Consider the following 21,002-nt stretch of genomic DNA (forward strand, 5'->3'; position numbering starts at 1 on the left):
TTTAACCATCTCAAAGGAACCCACTAAGGGGTTTATTCATTCAAGTACTGGCTATTACAGTACGCTGTTGAGTTCTCAAAGAACACACGCACACCATCTCGCATCGCAATTTCTTGCGAGTTGATCCGGGGCTTTGATGTTTCAAAGCTTATCCGGTCTGGGCTTTCCCGGTCAAATCGGCTCTGAGAGTCGAACTTTCTGGGGTCCAGGCCCGGCAGTCGCACACTCTACCACGTTCACACGGGAGCTTGTTTCGCGACTTGAGGATCTTGGTGTCTTCGCTTCGTCCTCGCCGGCCCTTGCGGTCCGGGGCGAGTCCGTGTTGCTCTGACTTGGAGAAAGTTACTCAGGTCGATCACCGAAGTCAAATCGCCTGGTCAGCGCGGTTAACAGTCGGGGTCAGACCCCTTTGCCCCGCGGCCGGAGCCACAACGTGGAGCTTCGCGAGTCGCCCGTGGCCTCCAAAACCTCCTCGGGGCTGACCACGCGCTGGTGGTCGACCGGCACGAGGTCGTAGCCCCAGGTGCGGAACTCGCGGAGCGCGGTCAGCGGGTCGTCGCCGAGCTCGGTGATCGCCGACGGGGAGAACGCGCACAACACGTGCGGGCGATCCCTGCGCAACAACCGAACGAGACCGCCGAGGGCACGGTGCTCACGGCCCGGCGCGTCCACCTTCACCACCGACAACCGCATGCCGGCCAGGCCCGGGATGCTCTCCAGCTCCTTGTCCAGGCGCACGCCGCGAACCGATCCGCCCAGGTCGACGGGGCTGTTCTCGTCCATCGGCTCGAGAACCGGCGCCCCCGCGAACTGGAGGGAACCCGCCGGCACCTGGTTCTGCGCCGGCGCCGCGGCGGCGTGCACGGGCGGCCCGGGGTTCGGCCGGACCGCCACCCCACCGGTCAAGGTGGGCTCGGCGAGCAGGTCGGTGGCCTGGTCCCAGGCCGCGCCTTCCACCACCACCAACCGCTCCGCGATCTGCGGCGACAGGTTCACGCTGACGTTGTGCCGCAACAGGCGGCGCACCGGGTCGCACGGTTCGACGGCGACGACCGCGCCGCTGGCGCCGAGCATGCTCAACACCCTGATCGTGTGATATCCGACGTGGGCGCCGACGTCGACGAAGATGCCGTCCGGCTCGACCAGCGAGTCGATCAGTCCCGAGAGCTGCGGCTCCCACACCCCGTTGCTCGACAGCAACGGCAGCATGAGCGCGTCCTCCGACGGCAGCCGCAGCAGCCCCACGTCGCACAGCACCAGGGAGCTCGACACCCCTTCGACCGTGCCGCTGTGCCGTTCGTGCTCGCGCACGACGACCCGCCGCAGCGCATCGGAGGTGTGCAGCGCCTGGTCCGCGGACCGGAGCCCGGATTCGAGCCGGCCGTCGCGTTCCCGCAGGTTCTCCGCGACCTTCGACTCCAGCGCGTCGATGCGGTCCAGCGTCTTGTCCAGCATCAACGTGAGCCGGTCGAGGCGGTCGGCGAGCGTGTCCAGCTGCTTCGTGCGCTTGCCGGCCTCGGCCACCAGCGCGTCCTCCACCTCCCGCAGCCGACGGCCCTGACCGGCGAGGTCGGCGCTGACCCGCACCACGCCGTCGTCGGTGTTGACGAGCTGGTCGCCGAGTTGGGAGTGGCGGTCGATGAGCCGCTCGAAGTCGGCGCGGAGGCTCTCCAGCTCCACGAGACCGCCGATGTCGCGGATCTCGTCCTGCCGGTGCAGCAGCTCGGCGGCGGTGCGCTCCATGCCGTCGAGCACCGTGCCGAGGACGTCGCGGAGGTGGTTGTCGTAGTGGTTCAGGACACGGAGCACGCCTTTTCGCAGCGCCGGCGCCATGGGCATCCGGCTGGCGACATCGACGTCCGGCTGGCGGAGCAGCGCGTGCTTGGCCGAGTGCAGCGGGCCCAACGGATCGCTGTCGTTGCCGCTACGGGACGCCGAGCGCCGGGCGCGCCAGGTGCGGTACGCGTGCTCGACGCGTTCCTTCAGCTGGTCGGCGACCTTCGGCAGGGAGTAGGCGCGCAGCAGGTGCCAGCGGCCGGTCCGCGACAGCCGGTCCGCGACCTCGGGGTCGTCGGCGACTTCGCGCAGCAGCTTCGACGCCACCTCGATGTCCGGCTCGGTGCCGCCGTGATGGCACGGCACCAGCACGGCGGTGTCGTTGTCGAACAGCTCCGTGACGACGCCGTGCGCGCTGGCGATCACCGGCACGCCGCGGGCGGCCGCCTCGGTGAGGCCCCAGGCGAGCAGGTCCGAGCCGCCGCCGCGGTGCAGCGACAGCGCCCAGTCGGCGGCGTCCAGCAGGAACGGCAGGCTGATCGGGTCCTCGACGAGCCGAATCCGAGGATCCGTCGCGGTCGCCAGCCGGAGCCGTTCCGCCGACTCCGGGTGCTCGGCCGAGCCGGAGACGGCGAGCACCAGCAGCACGTCCTGCCGGTCCGGGAACGCGGCCAGGAAGGCCGACACCGCGCCGAGAGCGTTGCCGACACGTTCGACGGCGTGATCCACAACCGTGGCGAAGACCACTTCGTCGCCGATGTTGTGCGCCGACCTCGACGCGGCCCGCGCGGCTTCCTCACGGGCCGGGCGGTCGAGCACGGGCAGGGTAATCGTCCGCACGGGGACGGTGATCGTCTGCTCCAGGGCGATGCGGGTCGTCTCGGAGGTGACCCAGACCTCGTTCGGCTCGATGGGACCGCCGATCGGCCCGGGCCCGGTGCGCACGGCGACGACGTAGCGCTCGGTGGCAGTGGCGACTTCGTCGTCGCAGAGCAGGACGACCGGGTAGCCGGGTTCGGTCGCCGCTGGCAGACCCGAGGCGCGGGCCGACGCGGCGATGAGGTCGGCGATCCAGCCGCTGCCCAGCACGGAGACGCCGAGCTGTTCGAGCAACGTGGTCTCGCCGCCGGGCCGCTTCGGCACGGCGTCGAGGTGCACCCGGCCGGTGGCCACGCCGGGCCCGGCGCACCATTCGCGGAAGGCCTGGCTGTCGGCTCCGAACGGTTCGGGGAACTGGCCGCGGAGCGCCGGGTCGTCCTGCCAGACCGCGAGGGCCCAGCGGGTGGAGCTGGGCAGGCCGTCGACGGCTTCCGCCGCCCAGTCGATGAACTCCGTCTGGGCCGTGCCGAAGGCCGGGGCCGGCGGAAGCTCGCCGGCGCGGTCGGCCGTGAGCAGTGCTCGGCGGTATTCCGTGCGAAGGCCGGCGGGCAGGGCGGTGCCGTCGGCGAGCTGCCCGAAGCCGTACTCGGCGCGCTCCTGGCCGAGGCCGTGGCGGACCAATTCGTTGCGGTAGCTGGTGCAGAGCTCGGCCAGCAGCGGGTGTTCGGACAGCAACACCCGCGGCCGGGCCGTGACGTCCACCGACAGCAGCCACGGGCGTTGCGGGTCGAAACCGCTGAACTGCACGGTGCGCAGCGGGCGCCCGTCGATCTGGAGCTCGCCGACGTCGTCCTTGGTGAGCTGGCGCTGCCCGGCGCTCCACACGGACAGGCCGATGCCCGGGTCGCGGAGCACTTCGTGGTCGACGAGCGCGGGCGCGCTGTCCAGGAAGGTCGCGGCAGTCTCCGGCGCCTGGCGGACGGTCTCGAACCAGGAGTGCAGGAACGCCTCCGCCCCCGGGGCCACCGCCACGAAACCCGCGTCGTAGACGCCGGCGGCGGCCAGTTCCTCCGGGGTGGGGCGCATGCCGTCGTCGGACAGCGGGCGGAGCACCCTCGGCACGAGGACCAGGGGCTTGCGGGCCAGCGCCGGCAGGACCTGGTCGGCGATCGAGCCGATGACGTGCACCGACGGGTCGAGGTAGAGGACCGGGCCGCGGTCGGCCAGCAGCCGCTCCAGCAACCGCGGGCGCAGGACCGCGCAGAGCTGCTCGGCGGTGCAGGCGGTGGCCAGCTCGGCCAGCTCGCGGTCGCCGATGCCGATGTCGGCCGGCGCCAGCACACCCTGGTTGGTGGTGGCCGGGTCCGCGTCGACGATGAGCGCGACGAAACGGCCGTTGCCGTGCACGGTCAGGAAAGCGGCGCCCAGGGTGCGGACCGCGGGCAGCTGCGCCTTCGTCGCCACCGTGCAGGCGCTCAGCGCCTGCTGCTCGGGCAGTGCGATCGACGGCGGCACATCCGGCCCGCTCGACCCGGCGGGACCGAAGCCGACCCGGACCACGGGGGTGGTCGGCTCGGCGGGCTCGTCGGCGTGTGGGCCTGCGGCAGGGACGTCAGTCACGGGCACAACCTAGCCCGATCCCGCGTCGGGTCGAAGTAATGCCGAGGCGTTGGTCGCCGCGGGGATTCACGCGGCCGCCAGCGCCGGTCGGCGCCGTGCGCGGCCCGTGCCGCGCTGGCCTGCCCGAACGCGTCGGCGTAGATCAACATGCTGCCATCGGCCGGTGGCGGGCGATGAACGACACGCCGCCGTCGTGAGACCTGCTCAGAGGATGGGCAGGAACGTGCTCAGCTCGAACGGCGTGACCCGGCTGCGGTAGGCGTCCCACTCGGCCCGCTTGTTGCGCAGGAAGAACTCGTAGACGTGCTCGCCGAGGGTCTCGGCCAGCAGCTCCGAGTGCTCCATCTCGCGCAGCGCCTCGCCGAGGTTCTGCGGCAGGCTCGCGTAGCCGGCGGCGCGCCGCTCGGACTCGGTCAGCGACCAGACGTCGTCCTCGGCCGCCGGCGGCAGCTCGTAGCCCTCCTGCACGCCCTTGAGCCCGGCCGCGATGATCACGGCGTAGGCCAGGTACGGGTTGCAGGCCGAGTCGAGGCTGCGCACCTCCACCCGGCGGGACGAGGCCTTGCCCGGGGAGTACATCGGCACCCGGACCAGCGCCGACCGGTTGGCGTGCCCCCAGCAGACCGCGGTCGGGGCCTCGCCGCCGACGATGAGTCGCTTGTAGGAGTTGACGAACTGGTTGGTCACGCCGGTGATCTCGCGGGCGTGCCGCAGCAGGCCGGCCACGAAGGCCTTGCCGGTCTCGGACAGCTCGTACGGGTCCTCGGCGTCGTAGAACGCGTTGCCGTCGCCCTCGAACAGGCTGACGTGGGTGTGCATGCCGGAACCGGGCTGGTTGGTGAACGGCTTGGGCATGAACGAGGCGCGCACGCCCTGCGTGATCGCCACCTCCTTCACCACGTACCGGAAGGTCATGACGTTGTCGGCCATGGTGAGCGCGTCGGCGTAGCGCAGGTCGATCTCCTGCTGGCCGGGCGCGCCCTCGTGGTGGCTGAACTCCACCGAGATGCCCATCGCCTCCAGCGCCTCGATGGCGTGCCGGCGGAAGTGCGGCGCGGTGTCGTGGCTGGCCTGGTCGAAGAAGCCGCCGTTGTCGGCCGGCACCGGCTCGCTGCCGTCGTTGTTGAGCTCGCGCAGCAGGAAGAACTCGATCTCGGGGTGCACGTAGCAGGTGAAGCCGGCCTCGCTGGCCCGTGACAGCGTCCGCCGCAGCACGTGGCGCGGGTCGGCCCAGGACGGCGAGCCGTCGGGCATGGCGATGTCGCAGAACATGCGGGCCGAGTAGTGGCCGCCGTCCGCGGCCTCCCAGGGCAGCACCTGGAAGGTGGAGGGGTCGGGCTTGGCCACCATGTCGGACTCGTAGACGCGGGCGAAGCCCTCGATGGCCGAGCCGTCGAAGCCGATGCCCTCGGAAAAGGCGCCCTCGAGCTCGGCGGGCGCGACCGCCACCGACTTGAGATATCCGAGCACGTCGGTGAACCACAACCGGACAAACCGGATGTCGCGTTCCTCCAACGTGCGCAGCACGAACTCCTGCTGGCGGTCCATGAGCGCAGCGTAGGCAGCCTTCGTTAACGGCATGTTTCGGGGGCCCGCCACTTCGAGTGAGCTTGCCCCCGTCGGGCACAGCGAGTACGACGTAGCGACGCCGTCAGTCACCGATCGGCCAGCGGATCAGGCCAGTGGATCAGGGAGGGGCAGGCATGACCAGCAGCGCCACCGAACCCCGGCAGCGCCTCACGCCCGACCAGCGCAACTCGTTCACCGCGGCCCTGCTCGGCTGGTCGATGGACGCCTTCGACTACTTCCTGGTCGTGTTGGTCTACGCCGACATCGGCAAGGAGTTCGGCGTCTCGCTCACGCAGATGGCCTTCCTGACCACCGTCACGCTGCTCATGCGGCCGGTCGGCGCGTTCCTGTTCGGGCTGTGGGCCGACCGGGTCGGCCGCCGCGTCCCGCTGATGACCGACGTCATCTTCTACTCGATCGTGGGCTTCCTCTGCGCCTTCGCGCCCAACTACACCGTGCTGCTCATCCTGCGCCTGCTCTACGGCATCGGCATGGGCGGCGAGTGGGGCCTGGGCGCGGCGCTGGCCATGGAGAAACTGCCGGCCGAGCGGCGCGGCTTCTTCTCCGGCGTGCTTCAGCAGGGCTACTCGATGGGCTACCTGCTGGCTTCGCTGGCCTACCTGGTGCTGCACGGCTGGGCCGGGCTGTCGTGGCGGTGGCTGTTCGCGCTCAGCGTCATCCCGGCGCTGATCAGCCTGCTGATCCGGGCCCGGGTCAAGGAGTCCGAGGTCTGGGAGACCACGCAGCAGAAGCTCAAGGCCCACAACACTTCGCTACGCAAGGTCATCTTCACCAGGCCGGTGCTGCGCCGGTTCGCGTACCTCGTGGTGCTCATGACCGCCTTCAACTGGATGAGCCACGGCACGCAGGACGTGTACCCGACCTTCCTCAAGGCGACCGAGCACGGCGGGGCCGGCCTGTCGGCCACGACGGCCGGCTGGATCGCGATCATCTACAACATCGGGGCCATGATCGGCGGCACCGTCTTCGGCACGCTGTCCGAACGCTACGGCCGTCGCTACACGATCGTGTTCTGCGCGGTGATCGGTCTGCCGATCGTGCCGCTGTTCGCCTTCTCCACGACGGCGGCGTGGCTGTGCGTCGGGTCTTTCCTCATGCAGGTCGCGGTCCAGGGCGCGTGGGGCGTCATCCCCGCGCACCTCACGGAGATGTCCCCCGACGCCATTCGCGGCTTCTATCCGGGGGTGACCTACCAGCTGGGCAACTGCCTGGCCGCGTTCAACCTGCCGATCCAGGAGTCGATCGCGTCCAGCCACGGCTACCCGTTCGCGCTGACCATCACCGTGATGCCGGTGCTCGCGATACTGGCGGTGCTGACCTTCTTCGGCAAGGAGGCCAAGGGAATCCGGTTCGGCACGACCGTCGGGGCGGCGCCGACCACTTAGGACGAACACCTCGGGTCGGCGGCCGGCAGCTTCAGGCTCACGAGATAGTCCACGCCCACCTGGTCGACGCAGTCGCTGCCCTGGAGGAAAGCGGTGTGCTGGGTGCTCTGGTAGGTCAGCAGGAACCCGCCGAGGGCCTTGGCCAGGTTGACGCCGGCCTGGTAGGGCGTGGCCGGGTCGTTGGTCGTGGAGATCACGAGCGTCGGCGGCAGGCCCGCGGCCTTGGGCAGGTGAGGCTCGCTCGTGTTGGGCACGGGCCAGTACGAACAGGCGTCGCCGGACGAGGTCGTGGGCAGCGGCTCGCCGTTGTCCAGGAAGGGGGCGGCGGCGGTGGCCCGGCGTTCGGCGTCGAGCTGCGCGGCCTGGTCCTTGGACTGGGGGTTGTCCACGCACTGGATGGCGGTGAACGCGTCCTGCTCGTTGGAGTACTTGCCGTCGGTGTCCCGGCCGTCGTACAGGTCGGCCATGGTCATCAGCGTCAGCCCGAGGCCCCGCTTCAGCTGCACCAGGCCGCTGTTCAACGTCTCCCACAGCTGCTGGGTGTAGAGCGCCTGGATCGTGGCGATGGTGGCGTCGCCGTAGGCCAGCTTGCGGCCGTCGCCGGTGTCCACCGGGTTCTTGATCAGCGGGATCACCAGGTCGTGATAGGCCTGCACGGCCTTGCCGGCGTCCCGGCCCAGCGCGCAGTCCTGGCGTTGCACGCACCAGGCCGTGAACTGGTCGAACGCCTTCTGGAAGCCGGCCGACTGGGCGACTTCGGCGTCGGTCGGGCTCTGCGTGGGATCGACGGCGCCGTCCAGCACCAGGGCCCGCACATTGGCCGGGAAGGCCTCGGCGTAGGTGGTGCCGAGAAAGGTGCCGTACGAGTAGCCGAGATAGGTCAGCTGCTTGTCGCCCAGGGCCGACCGCATCACGTCGAGGTCCTTGGCCACGTCACGGGTGCCGATGTTGGCCAGCAGGTCGGCGCCGCTGCGCTGGGCGCATTTCGCCGTGTAGTCATGCAGCTGCGCGACCTGCTTGGCGGTGCCGGCGGGCGATGTGTCCTCGATGTCGTCGGCCCGCTGCTTGTCGCGTTCCGCGTCGGTCAGGCAGTGCACCGACGGCTCGCTGGCCCCGATGCCCCGCGGGTCGAAGCCCACGAGGTCGAACCGGCGGCCGAGTTCGTTGCCGCCCACCGCGGAGGCCAGCGACGCGGCGGCGTCGATGCCCGAGGCGCCGGGGCCGCCCGGGTTGACGAACAGCGTGCCGATGCGCTGGCCGGCATCGGAGGCCTTGCGGCGCAGCAGTCCCAGGGTGATCGTCTTGCCGTCGGGCTTGGCGTAGTCCAGCGGGACGGTCAGCCGGGCACACCTGAGCTCGGGGCTGGCGGCGAACGTCTTCCGGTCGGTCTCCGAGCTGGCGTAGTCGTCGCACGCGCCCCAGCCCAGCTGCTGGCCGTAGAAGCGTTCGAGGCCGGCGGGGACCGGGCCGGCCGGGCCGGGCTTCTCGAAGGTGACGCCCGCGACGGCCTGACCGCCCGACACGGATGTGCAAGCGCCGGCCGCCAGCGCCGTCACGGCGAGTAGCGCTACCAACGGCACGGGGTGAGAACGACGAGGGCGCACCCGTCGATCGTGCCATCTGGTGACTCCGAATGAGGGAAAGGTCCACAACCGGCGCGAGCCGTGGGTGATCCTTGCGCCACAGATTCCGTCGGGCTCTCGGGGGTGTGAGGGAGGATGAGGTCATGCCGCAACTGCGCATCGCTCTCGCTCAGGTCAACCCCCAGGTAGGCGACCTGGCCGGCAACGCCGACCTGGTCGTCGAGTGGAGCCGCAAGGCCGCCGAGTCCGGCGCCCACCTGGTGGCGTTCCCGGAGATGGTGCTCACCGGCTACCCCGTCGAGGACCTGGCGCTGCGGCAGTCCTTCGCCCGCGCGTCCCGGACCGCGGTCGACGAGCTGGCCGGGCGGCTGGCCGACGCGGGTTGCGGCGATCTGCTGGCCGTCGTCGGCTACCTGGACCGCGACGAGGCCGGGGTGCGCAACGCGGCGGCGCTGATCCACCAGGGCAAGGTCGTCGCCCGGTACGCCAAGCACCACCTGCCCAACTACGGCGTGTTCGACGAGTACCGCTACTTCGTGCCCGGCAGCAAGCTGCCCATCCTGCGGTGGCACGGCGTGGACATCGGCGTGGTGATCTGCGAGGACATCTGGCAGGACGGCGGCCCGATCGCCGCGCTGGGGCAGGCCGGCGTCGACCTCGTCGTCTGCGTCAACGGCTCGCCGTACGAGCGGAACAAGGACGACCACCGGGCCGAGCTGGTCGCGCGGCGGGCGGCCGAGGCCGGGGCGCCGATCGCCTACGTGAACATGGTCGGCGGCCAGGACGAGCTGGTGTTCGACGGCGATTCGCTGGTCATCGACGCCAAGGGCGAGCTGCTGGCCCGGGTGCCGCAGTTCGTGGAGGAGCTCCTCGTTCTCGACCTGGACCTGGCGGCCGGCACCAGCACCTCGGTCGAGCCGGTCGACGGCTTCGAGGTGAGCCGCCTGACGCTGGACGCGGTGGAAATGCCGGCGTACGAGCCACTTCCGGCTCCCCCGCTCGCGGCGCCGCTGCCCGACTGCGCCGAGGTGTGGGGCGCGCTGGTCACCGGCCTGCGGGACTACGTCCACAAGAACGGTTTCCGCTCGGTGGTGCTGGGGCTTTCCGGCGGCATCGACTCGGCCGTCGTCGCCTCGCTGGCCGTCGACGCCCTGGGGGCCGATGCCGTGTACGGCATTTCGATGCCGTCCTCGTACTCGTCGGACCACTCGAAGTCGGACGCGGCCCTGACGGCGGAGATGACCGGGCTGCACTACGACACGCAGCCGATCGAGAACATGGTGCGGGCCTTCGTCGACCAGCTCGATCTCACGGGTCTGGCCGAGGAGAACATCCAGGCCCGCTGCCGTGGCATGACGTTGATGGCGCTGTCCAACGCCCACGGGCACCTGGTGCTGGCCACCGGCAACAAGACCGAGCTGGCCGTCGGCTACTCCACCATCTACGGCGACGCGGTCGGCGGCTTCGCGCCGATCAAGGACGTGCCGAAGACGCTGGTGTGGGAGCTGGCGTGGTGGCGCAACGCCGAGGCCGAGCGGCGGGGCGAGGTGCCGCCGATCCCGGAGAACTCCATCACCAAGCCGCCGTCGGCCGAGCTGCGGCCGGGCCAGGTCGACGCCGACTCGCTGCCCGACTACGAGCTGCTGGACCGGGTGCTCGACCAGTACGTGGAGGGCGACCACGGCTACTCCGACCTGCTGGCCGGCGGCTTCGACCCGGCGCTGATCGAGCGGGTGCTGACGATGGTCGACCGGGCCGAGTACAAGCGGCGGCAGTACCCGCCGGGCACCAAGATCAGCCTGAAGGCCTTCGGGCGGGACCGGCGGCTGCCGATCACCAACTCCTGGCGTGAGCACGCCACGGCACTGGTCTGAGGGTGATCTTGCTGGTCGGCCCGGGTGTGTGAAGCTGCTCGCAGGAGCGGGCCGGACCGGGGTCGGCGGTGTCACCCTTGTCCCGTAACACCATCCACATGACCCAGGGACCCGCCAGTGACGGGCCTTGAGGGAAGGACGGTCGGGACAATGACGTCTGCCGAAGTCACGGCGCCCTACGGCAACGGGGCCTCCAGCGCCAAGCCGGCGCGCAAGGTCCGCATCCACCACCTGCAGGAGCTGAAGGACCGCGGCGAGCCGTGGCCCATGCTCACTGCCTACGACATGTACACGGCCGGGCTCTTCGACGAGGCGGGCATCCCGGTGCTGCTGGTCGGCGACTCCGCGGCCAACAACGTCTACGGCTACGACACCTCGCTGCCGGTGACCGTGGACGAGATGCTGTTCCTCACCCGGGGCGTGACGCGGGCGGTGAAGCACGCCCTCGTGGTCGCCGACCTGCCGTTCGGCTCCTACCAGGTATCGGTGGAGCAGGCCGTGACCACGGCGGTCCGGTTCATGAAGGAGGGGCGGGCCCACGCCGTCAAGCTGGAGGGCGGCCGTCGATTCGCGCCGCACGTCGAGGCGATCGTGGCGGCCGGGATTCCGGTGATGGGCCACATCGGCTTCACCCCGCAGAGCGAGCACCAGCTCGGCGGCTACCGCGTGCAGGGCCGTGACGAGAAGGGCGACGACGTCCTCGCCGACGCGGTGGCGTTGGAGCAGGCGGGGGCATTCGCGGTGGTGTTGGAGATGGTGACGGCCGAGGTCGCCAAGCGGGTGACCCACGAGCTGCGGATTCCCACCGTGGGGATCGGCGCGGGCCCCGACTGCGACGCCCAGGTCCTGGTCTGGACCGACATGGCCGGCATGCGCCGCGGCAAGATGCCCCGATTCGTGAAGCAGTACGCCGACATGGCGTCGGTGCTGGGCACTGCGGCCAGCGATTTCGCCTCGGAAGTGCGGAACCGGGCGTTCCCCGGTCCGGAACACTCTTTCCACTGAGGCAGCCGGTGGGCCTTAACGTCGTTAAGGCCCACCTTTGCGCGGTTAGATGTCGGTGACGCGCAGACCGGCGTGCGCCTTGTACCGGCGGTTGATGGCGATGAGGTTGGCGGTCAGCGCCTCGATCTGACCGGCGTTGCGCAACCGGCCGCCGTACACGCCACGCATGCCGGGAACGGTGTCGGCCAGCGCGCGGACCAGGTCCGTGGCCTCGCGGTCGTCGCCCAGCACCAGCACGTCGGTGTCGACCTTCTCGACCTCGGGGTCGCCGAGGTGCACGGCCGAGACGTGGTGGAACGCCGCCGTGACGCGGGAGTCCGGCAGCAGGGCCTCGGCCTGCTGGGCGGCGCTGCCCTCGTCGATCTTCAGGGCGAACGGGCCCTGCTTGTCGAAGCCGAGCGGGTTCACGCAGTCGATCACGATCTTGCCGGCCAGCGCCTCACGTAGGGACGCCAGCAGGTCGCCGTGGCCCTCCCACGGGACGGCGACCAGCACGATGTCGGCCTGCCGCGCGCACTCGAGGTTGTCGGCGCCGGCGACGTGGCCGACACCGGCGAGCTCACGCAGCTCGCCGGCCGTGGCCTCGGCCCGGTCGGCGCTGCGGGAGCCGATGACGACCTTCAGGCCGGCCTTGGCCCACCGGAACGCAAGACCCTTGCCCTGGGGACCGGTGCCACCGAGCACACCCACTGTCAGGTCACCGATTTCAGTCACGATCTTCCTCTCCGAAAAACCTCTCGAAGGACACCTTGCGTCGTGTGGTGTCCGCCTCGACGAGCCGAACCCTGATCCGCTCGCCCTCGGGTAGCTCCGCCCCGGTGCACTTGGCCATCACCGGCGGTTCGGTCACGAAAACCTCGCCGGCGGCGGCCTCGGACCGCAGCACCACGGCGTCGAAGACATCGCCCACACGGTCGGCCAGCACCCAGGCCTCGACCTGGTCGAGGCAGGCCCGTTCGACCTTGGCGGCGATCGTGTCCGAGGCGGACATCAGGTGCGGCAGCTCCGGCAGCGCGGCGCGGACCCACGCCGGGACATCGGCGCCGGCCACGACGGCGAGGCAGCATTCCGTCGCGAACCGGTCGACCAGCCGCCGCAGCGGGGCCGTGACGTGGGCATAGGGGGCTCCGACACCGGCGTGGGAAGTCACCGTGGGCTCGGAGCCGTCGAAGGCGGTGTAGCCGGCGCCGCGAAGCAGGCGCGTGGCGGCGACATACATCGCCAGCGACTCGGGTCGGTTCGGGTCGAGGCCGGCCAGCAGCCGGGCCGGGCTCTCGCCCTCCGGCCACTCCACCCGGGATGCCGTCGCCGCGCGATGCAGCCCGGACACGGCGTCGACGTCGGCCGACGGCAGCGTCCGGAGCACGCCCACCTGGGCGTCAATCATGATCTTGGCCGCGCACATGCCCGTGAGCAGGGAGATCTCGGCGTTCCAGGCCTCGACGTCGGCCCGCAGCCGCACCCGCAGCGTCCACTCGCCGTCGCCGGACGGACTGATCTGCTGCTCGGGCAGCTGAAGCTCGACGGCCCCCCGCTCGGCTGCCATGGCCCGGCGCAGCCGGCCGACCTCGGGCAGCAGGGCGACCGACGGGTGCGGAGTCCCCGCGGCCAGGCTGGCCTGCACGGACTCGTAGTCGAGCCGGGAGACGGAGCGCACGAGCGCGCGCCGGACGACCACGCCCTCGGGATTGCCGTCCGGATCGAGGTCGATCGTCCACAACACCGACGGGCGGACCTGGTCGGGCAGCAGACTCGCGGCGCCCTCGGACAACACCGGCGGGTGCAGCGGAACCGTGCCGTCGGGCAGGTACAGCGTCTGGCCCCGGCGCTTCACTTCCTGGTCGAGCGCGCCGCCCGGCGGCACGAAACCGCCCAGGTCGGCGATGGCGTAGTGGACGCGGTAGCCGCGCTGCCGGCGTTCGATCAGGACGGCCTGGTCAAGGTCCTTGGAACCCGGCGGGTCGATCGTGACCAGCGGCAGTGCTCGGGCATCGAGGCGGGGGCCGCCGCGGACCTCGTCCAGCGCCTGCTCGGCCTCCACCAGTGCGGCCGCCGGGAAATCCTCACGCAGCCCGAACTCGCTCCGGATCGGAGCGAAGTCCCGCCCGCCACTGGTTGTGACCGTCCTGGACACCACACCGGAAACCTTAGACAACCGGCTCCGGGAATGTCGTTCTCAGAGGTCCACAACGTCGCGTCGCCGGCCGGATGTCACCAAGATCACCAGTTCTTTCGTTCCGGCGCGGACGGGTAGTGATACTCCGGCCGGGTATGGCCGCCGGGTGGGGTGGCCGGACCGGGCTGCGCCGGACCGGGCTGGACCGGGAAGCCACCGGGCGGGGTGGGCGGCGGTCCAGGCTGGGTCTGGCCGTGCTGCGCCGGGCCGTGCTGCGCCGGGCCGTTCTGGGTCGGGCCGTGTTGGACCGGACCGTTCTGCGCCGGACCGGGCTGGGCCGGGAGGCCGACGGGCGCCGAGTGCGGCGACATGCCGGCGGGCTCGACGCGGCCGTGGCGGTTGTGCGGGATCGGGTCGAGCACCGAGACCAGCGCGGTCGTCTGCTCCGGATTGTCGATCGGGGCGCCGTTGCGGCCGCGGTAGACGATCTCGCCGTCGGAGTCGATCTCCATCAGGTAGCCGGCCTCGGCCAGCTGCTCCTCGTCCAGGTCGACCAGCCGCTCGTAACGCGACGGCACGACCCGGTAGACCGGCCACTGGAGGTGGCCGTAGGCCTGGTGGAACTGCGACAGCAGGGTCGCGAACTGCTGCTGCCACGGCAGCGGCATGGACTCGGCCAGCGACCGGGGCAGCACCGCGTAGCCGGCGTCGACGCCCTGGTTGGTGGAGTTCAGGTAGTCGCGCAACGGTGTGCTCGACGCGGGTCGACCGGCCGGCCGCGGAATGGGCTCGGGCGTGAATTTCATGGACGCCTCCTGCTACACGCCGGGCCGTACGGCCTGGGGGACGACCTCGGCCTCGGTGAAGCTGAACGGCCGGATGTGGATCGGGATGCCGAAGTCCTGCGCCTCGATGATCTTGTGGTCGCCGAGGTACATGGCCACGTGGTGGATGGTGGCCGGATTGCTCTTGTCGGTGGCCAGGAACACCAGGTCGCCGGGCTGGGCCTGGTCGACCGGCAGCATCGAGCCGGCGTGGTATTGGTCGGCGGCCACCCGGGGCAGCTGGATCCCGGCCGAGAGATAGGCCTGCTGCATGAGACCGGAGCAGTCGTAGCCGACCGGCCCGTTGCCGCCCCAGATGTAGGGCTTGCCCAGCTGCTGCTGGGCGTAGGCGATGGCCTTGGCCGCGGCCTGGTTGGCCGGCAGCACCAGGCTGGCCAGATTGGCCTGCTGGCCGCAGCCGGTCGGGTCGGCCACGTCGCCGACGGTCTTGATCAGATCGGCGGCCATCGCCTCCCACTTGTCGTAGGCGTCGGGGAAGGCCGAGCGCTCGACGGACTGCGCGGCGTCGCCGGGGCGCATCTGCTGCCAGTTGGGGATCTTGGTCAGCACGTCGTAGAACTTGTTGATGGCGTAGCTGGGATCCAGCAGCTGGGCCTCGGTGCCCCAGCCCATGGTGAACCGCATCTGGAAGATGCCGCGGGAGTCGGGGCCGGCCACGTCGCCGTGGGTGACGTTGGTCAGGCTGGACTCCTGCATGCCGGCCTGGATGGCGGCCTGCCAGGCCAGCGGCGGCAGCTGGCGCTGCTTGCCGATCGAGATGATCTGGGCGGCGATGCCCCGCTGGTCCGCGCTCAGCCGGCCGGCCTGCCCCTCGCCGGCCGCCGCGTCGCCGACGGCGTCGGCCCACGGCCCGATCGCGGCGTTGCAGGTGGCCATGCGGAACAGGCTCAGCGCCTGCTGTTCGTTGGTGACCACGGAGGTCACCGTCAACGTGACCAGGAACAGCCCGGCCACCAGGCCGACCGCGACCCCGACGATGATCCAGACCTTCATGTCAGCCGGCCTTGTCGTACTTGGAGACCCGCCACCCCTGGCTCGGGGTGGTGATCACCGTGACCTGGATGGTGCCGCCGTCGGTCGACACGTCGGCCACGACCGAGCTGGTGGTCGAGTCGACGGAGACGGCCGCGCCGGTGACCTTGGTGGCCGGCACGTTGGCCGGGTCCACCGAGCCCATCTGGGGCAGGAACTCGTCGGTCGTGTACGGCTTGAGCTGGTCCAGCCACTGCTGGGCGGTGATGCCGGCGGGGTGGTTGACCCACGCCTTCACCCACTTCAGCGCCACGTCCAGGGCCTGCGGGGACGGCGGCGCGGGCGTCGGGTTCAGCAGCGGCGAGGTCAGCCGGGTCTGGGCCGTCGTGGTGGTCGTGGTCGGCGACTGGCCCGACGACGAGCCGGTGGCGCCCGCGCTGTCGGTGGTCGTGTCGCCGGCCGGCTGCGCCGAGCCGCTCGACGGGGCCTTCGGAATGACCGACGCCACCACGATGCCCAGCGCGACAACGATGATCACGAACGTGATCAGGTGCCGCGGCGAGCGCAGCGGCCAGCCCCACAGCTTGCGATACACCGCGGACCGGCCACGGTTGGTGCGGATCGGCATCGGTTACCCCCTCTCGCCCCGGCCGTACTGCGGCCCGTCCGGCTCCGCGACCTCGAGCCCGCGCGACGGGCGGTAGATCATGTGCACCGGCCGCCCGGCGATGACTTCCACCTCGGCCCGCCGCGGCTCGGCCTGCGGCCGCTGACCGCTGACCACCTGCGACGGCACGATCACGGCGTCCTCGCCGCGCCGTTCCCAGCTCCGGTCGACGACCGGCGGCGTGTCGACGGTCCGCGACGCCATCGGGCCGACGATCCCGCCGCCGCCCGACGGCAGCGCCGCCGCCCCGCCGCCGCCCGACGACAGGGCCCGGGTGCTGCCGGCCGCGAGCTGTGTGCCGTTGACATCGAGGCGCTGCGCCGTGGCGAGCACCGGGTTCGACGCCTCGGGCCGGTACCGGCGGCCACCACGCTGGGCGGCGGCGATCTCCGGCGGCAGGTGCTCGCCGTCACGGACGTTCTCCCAGAAGGCGTCCTGGGCCGAGGTGTCCGTCCGGCGGCCACGCATGCGGGCCCACAGGCCGCCGCCCGCGCCGGCCAGGTTGGACCCCATGGTGCCGACGGACAGCTGCACCATCTGCATCATCCGGCGACCGGGTTTGCCGATCATGAAGAAGGCGAAGGTGACCAGGCCGGCCAGCAGGATCTGGGCCAGCAGCGGCAGACCGTGGGCCGGGTCGAAGATCCACACCAGCACCAGCGTGTCCAGGCCGGCCAGCGCGGAGATGACCACCACGTTCAGCAGCGCGGCCCCGGCGGCCCGGCCGATCTTGCGCAGCAGGTCGGGGAAGACGATGGAGGCCAGGCCGATGAGCGGACCGGCCAGCACCACCATTCTCAGCAGCACCTGCGCGAGCAGAATGGCCGCCTTGGCCAGCAGCTGGAAAAGGGAGAAGGCCAGCGCCTGGAACAGCGCGAGGAAACCGTCGCCGATCCGGCTGCCGTCGGTGCCGTCGAAATAGCCGGTGACATTCCCGAGCTTGCCGCGGATATCCACGAACTGCTGCTTCTTGGCGTTCGAGTTGTTCGCGTCGGCGTCCTTGCCGGCGTTCACCTCGGCGATGCTGAACGCCTGCGCGCCGACCAGGTCCCGGCCGAACTGGGTGGCCTGCGGGGCGTCCGGATCCCCGAACTCGCCGCGCAGCCAGTTCCGGTAGACCACGTTGGTGTGCAGCATCGTCGGCAGCGAGTTGGCGCTGCTGCCCAGGCCGACCTCGCTGAGGAAACCGGCCTGGATCTCCGAGGTGCCGAAGATCAGCACCTTGTCCAGCACCTCGGTGTACACCAGCGGCGTCAGATAGGCCGCGGACGCCAGCCACAGGCCGGCCAGCGCCCAGGTGGTCCGCTTGCCGATGGCCGCCAGGTCGCCCTTCCATATCTGCCGGAAGAGCAGAATCGCCAGCCCCAGCGCGGCCAGCGCGAACAAGGGCGCGAACACCCCGTTGTAGAGGGCCTTCGTGCCGTTGGCCACGATGTCGTCCAGCGGGCCGGTCAGCAGATTGCCGGTGATGACGTAGTGCAGGCCGTTGGTCGCGCCGACCATCACCTTGGCCACGTTGAACAGCTGATTGCCGAACCACGTGTCGATCTCGGAGTTCGAGCCCGTCACCGCGGTGATCGAGCCGCAGTTCGGGTTGTAGACGTGCCAGGTGAGGCCGGCATAGCGGTAGTCGAAGTACACCGAGCCGGGATCGCCGTGCAACGCCAGCTGCTTGGACGGGTCCAGCGCGCCGACGAAGCCCAGGTCGGGTCGTTCCGGGTTGGGGGCGCAGTCGGTCGGCGCGGCCATCGCCGGCGAGCCGATGAGCGCCTGCATGGCCAGCAGCGCCCCGACCACCACCACCGCGCGGCCACGACGGCCACGGCGGAGCAGCCGCCACGCCAGAACTGCCAGCGTGGCGGCGAAGGCGACCAGCAGCAGGGCCGTCATTCCTGCTGGCCCCTTTGGTGCGGCGGCACCTTGACCAGAGCCTCCCGATCCGGCCGGCCCTGCGGCACCTCGGCCTCGTCGATGAGGCCGACCTCCAGCTCGGCGGCGAGCTCGTCGTCGTAGTCGTCGTAGCCGTTCTCGATGCCGTCCTCGGGCGGCATGCCGCTCTCCAGGCCCTCCGGCGAGGGCACGGCCGGCAGCTCGGCCAGCGGCTTCGCGCGCTCGTTGCGCTGGGCGTCCGGCGTGGTGTCCATGGCCGTGCGCAGCGCGCCGAGGTGGGGCCCGGAGAAGTCGATCCGGATCCGCTCGACGCCGCCCGCGCCGTCGCCGAACACGAACTGCCGGGGGGCGGTGTCGCGTTCGGTGCCGTTGCGGTGCGAGCCGGGACGACGGCCGAGGCTGGCGATGACCTGCTCGTAGCCGGCGCCCACGGGCACCTTGAGCAGGCGCAGCGCGTCGGCCTGGGCCTCGTCGTCGTCGAGGCGGCCGACGAAGACCGAGTCGAGCAGGGCGACGAAGCCCTGGATCTTGAGGAAGTCGGCCGGGATCTGGCTGGACAGCATGACCCGGACGTTCCACTTGCGGGAGTCACGGGCGAACCGGTTCATCAGCACCCGGCCGGTCGGCACCTCGGACAGGAAGAACGCCTCGTCGATCCAGACGCCCTTGCGCATGTCCTTGGGCCGCTCGTAGACCGACCGCTGGGTCAGCCACGCCGCCAGGTTGAGCATCTCGACGCCGAGCGCCTCGCCGTCGGTCCAGTGCTCGCGGCCGACGCCGTCCTTGGGCAGGGTCAGCCCGGCCATGGTGAGCACGGTGAGCCGGTCGTCGCGGGTCTCGGAGTACGGGTCGAGGCCGTGCTCGGGGATGAGCAGCGACATCCGCTCGCGCATCTCGTCGAGGAAGTCGGCCACCACGACGGCGTGCTCGTGATGCTCGCTGGCGTCCCGCCGCAGGGCCTCGAACACCAGGCCCGGATGCGCGTCGGGACGGCCGCCGACCATGCGGACGGCGCGCAGCAGCACGATCCGGGTCTGCGGCAGGCGGGCCACCTCGTAGGGCAGCAGGCCGGACAGCACGTCCAGCACCAGCCGACGCCGGGTGGCGGCGGCCAGCGCCTTCTCCCGCCGCCAGGCCCGCTCCGGGTCCTCCTCGTCGAGGAAGTGCTCCAGCAGCGGCTCGGCGACCACCCGGTACGGGTTGAGGATGCCGGGCTGGGCGTTGAGCAGGTTGATCGGACGCGCGTACGGCTTCAGCTCGGGCAGCTCGCACAGCGCGGCCAGCGGACCGGACGGGTCGAGCAGCGTCCAGTACGCGCCGGAGCGCAGCGTCTTGTAGACGATGCCGCCGCCGAGGAACGACTTTCCGCCACCGAGGCCGGCGACCATCGCGGTCAGGCCGGACCCGTCGCGGACCTCCTGCGCCATCCACGGGTCCCACGCCACCGGGCGCCGGGTCGCGGTGCAGGTCTCGCCGAGCAGGATGCCGCGCCGGTCGCCGACCTCGGCGGTCGCGGTCGGCACGGCCGAGGCCGCCCACACCACGGAGCCGCGCCGCAGATAGGCGGCCGAGGCCAGCGGCTCGCCGGGGATGAACTCCCGGGCCATCGCGTACTGGGCCTCGGGGTGCTCGATGGCGACCTTCGGCTTGTACAGCTCCAGCAGGGTCTGGGCCAGCCTCAGCGCGTCACGCTGGGTGGAGCCGGACACGGCGAGCCGCCACCACGAGCGGACCCGGGTGCCCAGCGCGGTGAAGCCCGAGGTCATCTCGTCGTCGATCTCGAGCACCCGGCCGGCCTGGCGGACCAGCGACTGCGGCGGCTCCAGGTCGTGCTCGTCGGTGTAGTGCCGGACCTGCGAGCGCACCTTGTTCATCTGGCGCTGGAGCTCGCCGCCGACCTCCTCGGGCCGTCGCACGTAGATGCGGGCCGACCACTCCACCGACGCCGGCAGGCGGTCCGCGCGCTGCACCCACGGGTCGTCGATCTCGGGGATCTGCAGGCCGTGCATGGGGCCGACGGTGAGCACGCAGACGTGTCGCCCGACACCGGCGTTGGACCCGGTGCGGCCACGCACGGTGACGGTCGGCGAGTACGGCTCCTGGTAGAAGTCGGCCGCGTCGGTGAAGCTGGCCAGGTCCTCCGGCTCCCAGGTGTCGGACGGCACGGCCGGCATGTTGCGCGGCGCGGGGAGCCCGAGCGAGCACGAGCGGTGCATCAGCCAGGACATCTCGTCGGCGCTGACCGGGCGGCCCTCCAGGCCGGCCGAGCCGATCACCTGGTCCAGGTACTCGACCTCGCTGTCCAGGGCGACCAGCTCGGCGTCCACGGCCGCGGGGAAGACGCGGCGCAGCAGCGGGGCGGCCCGCTCGACGGCGCGGTCCACGACGTTGCGGACCTGCACCTGGACGCCGAGGTAGACCTCCTTCTCCGCCATCGAGCGGCCCATCAGCTGCTGCTGCTCGCCGATCATGTAGTCGTCGAAGGACAGCCCACCGGGCGCGTCCGGCAGCCGGTTGAGCGCGTTGTGCACGTGCGCCTCGGCCCACATCCGGATCGGATAGGGCCGGGTCGTCACCCGCAGGTGCATCCAGCGGCCCTGCAGCTCGGCGTACTGGCCGGCGATGGCCGCGATCAGGTCCTGGCGCTGCGAGTCGGACCGGAACGACCAGCGCTGCGGCGAGAGCCGGTACCACGCGTAGACGTCCTGCCCGGTGCGCACCAGGTGGCCGTCGATACTGCGGACCGCGATGCTCGGCGTGTAGCTGGGGATCGCCTGCTCGCCGGGGAGCCGCCGTCCTCGTGTGCTGTACGCCCGCCTGTCGACCGGTAGCTCGGCGGCGGCATGCTGCGCCACGTGCT

General features: G+C 71.0%; 13 protein-coding genes. 3 read left to right on the plus strand and 10 right to left on the minus strand.

Annotated features, from left to right (window positions below; all coding sequences use genetic code 11):
• Positions 1-399: 399 nt before the first annotated feature.
• Complete coding sequence (locus AB0M73_RS34205; RefSeq protein WP_363899658.1) at positions 400-4,215, minus strand: FkbM family methyltransferase; 3,816 nt, start codon at positions 4,213-4,215, stop codon at positions 400-402.
• A 204-nt stretch (positions 4,216-4,419) separates the two neighbouring features.
• Positions 4,420-5,763 (minus strand): type I glutamate--ammonia ligase, encoded by a 1,344-nt coding sequence (gene glnA, locus AB0M73_RS34210; protein WP_363899661.1) that lies wholly within the window; start codon positions 5,761-5,763, stop codon positions 4,420-4,422.
• A gap of 155 nt (positions 5,764-5,918) precedes the next feature.
• On the opposite strand from glnA, the gene AB0M73_RS34215 reads away from it, so the two are divergent.
• Positions 5,919-7,190, plus strand: a complete 1,272-nt coding sequence (locus AB0M73_RS34215) for an MFS transporter (protein WP_363899664.1) — start codon at positions 5,919-5,921, stop codon at positions 7,188-7,190.
• On the opposite strand, the gene AB0M73_RS34220 is transcribed toward AB0M73_RS34215, so the two are convergent.
• Positions 7,187-8,713: an alpha/beta hydrolase gene (locus tag AB0M73_RS34220; protein ID WP_363899789.1), complete on the minus strand. Its 1,527-nt coding sequence runs from the start codon at positions 8,711-8,713 to the stop codon at positions 7,187-7,189. The genes AB0M73_RS34215 and AB0M73_RS34220 overlap by 4 nt on opposite strands.
• Positions 8,714-8,916: 203 nt before the next feature.
• Here AB0M73_RS34220 and AB0M73_RS34225 point away from each other — a divergent pair, with 203 nt between their 5' ends.
• Together AB0M73_RS34225 and panB are read left to right on the plus strand one after the other, a co-directional pair.
• On the plus strand, positions 8,917-10,647 hold the full coding sequence (locus tag AB0M73_RS34225; protein ID WP_363899667.1) for an NAD+ synthase: 1,731 nt from the start codon (positions 8,917-8,919) through the stop codon (positions 10,645-10,647).
• Between the two features lie 150 nt (positions 10,648-10,797).
• Positions 10,798-11,652 (plus strand): 3-methyl-2-oxobutanoate hydroxymethyltransferase, encoded by an 855-nt coding sequence (panB, locus tag AB0M73_RS34230; RefSeq protein WP_363899670.1) that lies wholly within the window; start codon positions 10,798-10,800, stop codon positions 11,650-11,652.
• A gap of 45 nt (positions 11,653-11,697) precedes the next feature.
• Here the strand turns inward: panB and npdG are convergent, their stop codons facing one another.
• The 7 genes from npdG to AB0M73_RS34265 form a co-directional block, all read right to left on the minus strand.
• Positions 11,698-12,366, minus strand: coding sequence for an NADPH-dependent F420 reductase (gene npdG / locus AB0M73_RS34235; RefSeq protein ID WP_043718961.1), 669 nt, complete (start codon positions 12,364-12,366; stop codon positions 11,698-11,700).
• A complete protein-coding gene (locus AB0M73_RS34240) occupies positions 12,359-13,789 on the minus strand; it encodes an RNB domain-containing ribonuclease (protein WP_363899674.1) in 1,431 nt (476 codons plus the stop codon). Before AB0M73_RS34240 ends, npdG begins: the two co-directional genes overlap by 8 nt.
• 83 nt (positions 13,790-13,872) lie before the next feature.
• Complete coding sequence (locus AB0M73_RS34245) at positions 13,873-14,574, minus strand: hypothetical protein (RefSeq protein WP_363899677.1); 702 nt, start codon at positions 14,572-14,574, stop codon at positions 13,873-13,875.
• A 12-nt stretch (positions 14,575-14,586) separates the two neighbouring features.
• The gene (locus AB0M73_RS34250) at positions 14,587-15,606 is read right to left on the minus strand and encodes a C40 family peptidase (RefSeq protein WP_363899680.1); all 1,020 of its coding nucleotides are present in this window, start codon (positions 15,604-15,606) and stop codon (positions 14,587-14,589) included.
• Between the two features lies 1 nt (position 15,607).
• Positions 15,608-16,213: a hypothetical protein gene (locus tag AB0M73_RS34255; protein ID WP_363899683.1), complete on the minus strand. Its 606-nt coding sequence runs from the start codon at positions 16,211-16,213 to the stop codon at positions 15,608-15,610.
• Between the two features lie 3 nt (positions 16,214-16,216).
• The gene (locus AB0M73_RS34260) at positions 16,217-18,142 is read right to left on the minus strand and encodes a hypothetical protein (protein ID WP_363899685.1); all 1,926 of its coding nucleotides are present in this window, start codon (positions 18,140-18,142) and stop codon (positions 16,217-16,219) included.
• Positions 18,139-20,997, minus strand: a complete 2,859-nt coding sequence (locus AB0M73_RS34265) for an ATP-binding protein (RefSeq protein ID WP_363899792.1) — start codon at positions 20,995-20,997, stop codon at positions 18,139-18,141. The genes AB0M73_RS34260 and AB0M73_RS34265 overlap by 4 nt, the downstream gene beginning before the upstream one ends.
• Between the last annotated feature and the right edge of the window lie 5 nt (positions 20,998-21,002).

Source organism: Kutzneria sp. NPDC051319, from assembly GCF_040682195.1.
Lineage (GTDB): Bacteria > Actinomycetota > Actinomycetes > Mycobacteriales > Pseudonocardiaceae > Kutzneria.

Coding starts and splice junctions, on each gene's coding strand:
- AB0M73_RS34245 (WP_363899677.1), bottom strand. CDS start 14,574: ATGAAATTCACGCCCGAGCCCATTCCGCGGCCGGCCGGTCGACCCGCG.
- glnA (WP_363899661.1), bottom strand. CDS start 5,763: ATGGACCGCCAGCAGGAGTTCGTGCTGCGCACGTTGGAGGAACGCGAC.
- AB0M73_RS34250 (WP_363899680.1), bottom strand. CDS start 15,606: ATGAAGGTCTGGATCATCGTCGGGGTCGCGGTCGGCCTGGTGGCCGGG.
- AB0M73_RS34260 (WP_363899685.1), bottom strand. CDS start 18,142: ATGACGGCCCTGCTGCTGGTCGCCTTCGCCGCCACGCTGGCAGTTCTG.
- AB0M73_RS34255 (WP_363899683.1), bottom strand. CDS start 16,213: ATGCCGATCCGCACCAACCGTGGCCGGTCCGCGGTGTATCGCAAGCTG.
- AB0M73_RS34215 (WP_363899664.1), top strand. CDS start 5,919: ATGACCAGCAGCGCCACCGAACCCCGGCAGCGCCTCACGCCCGACCAG.
- AB0M73_RS34225 (WP_363899667.1), top strand. CDS start 8,917: ATGCCGCAACTGCGCATCGCTCTCGCTCAGGTCAACCCCCAGGTAGGC.
- panB (WP_363899670.1), top strand. CDS start 10,798: ATGACGTCTGCCGAAGTCACGGCGCCCTACGGCAACGGGGCCTCCAGC.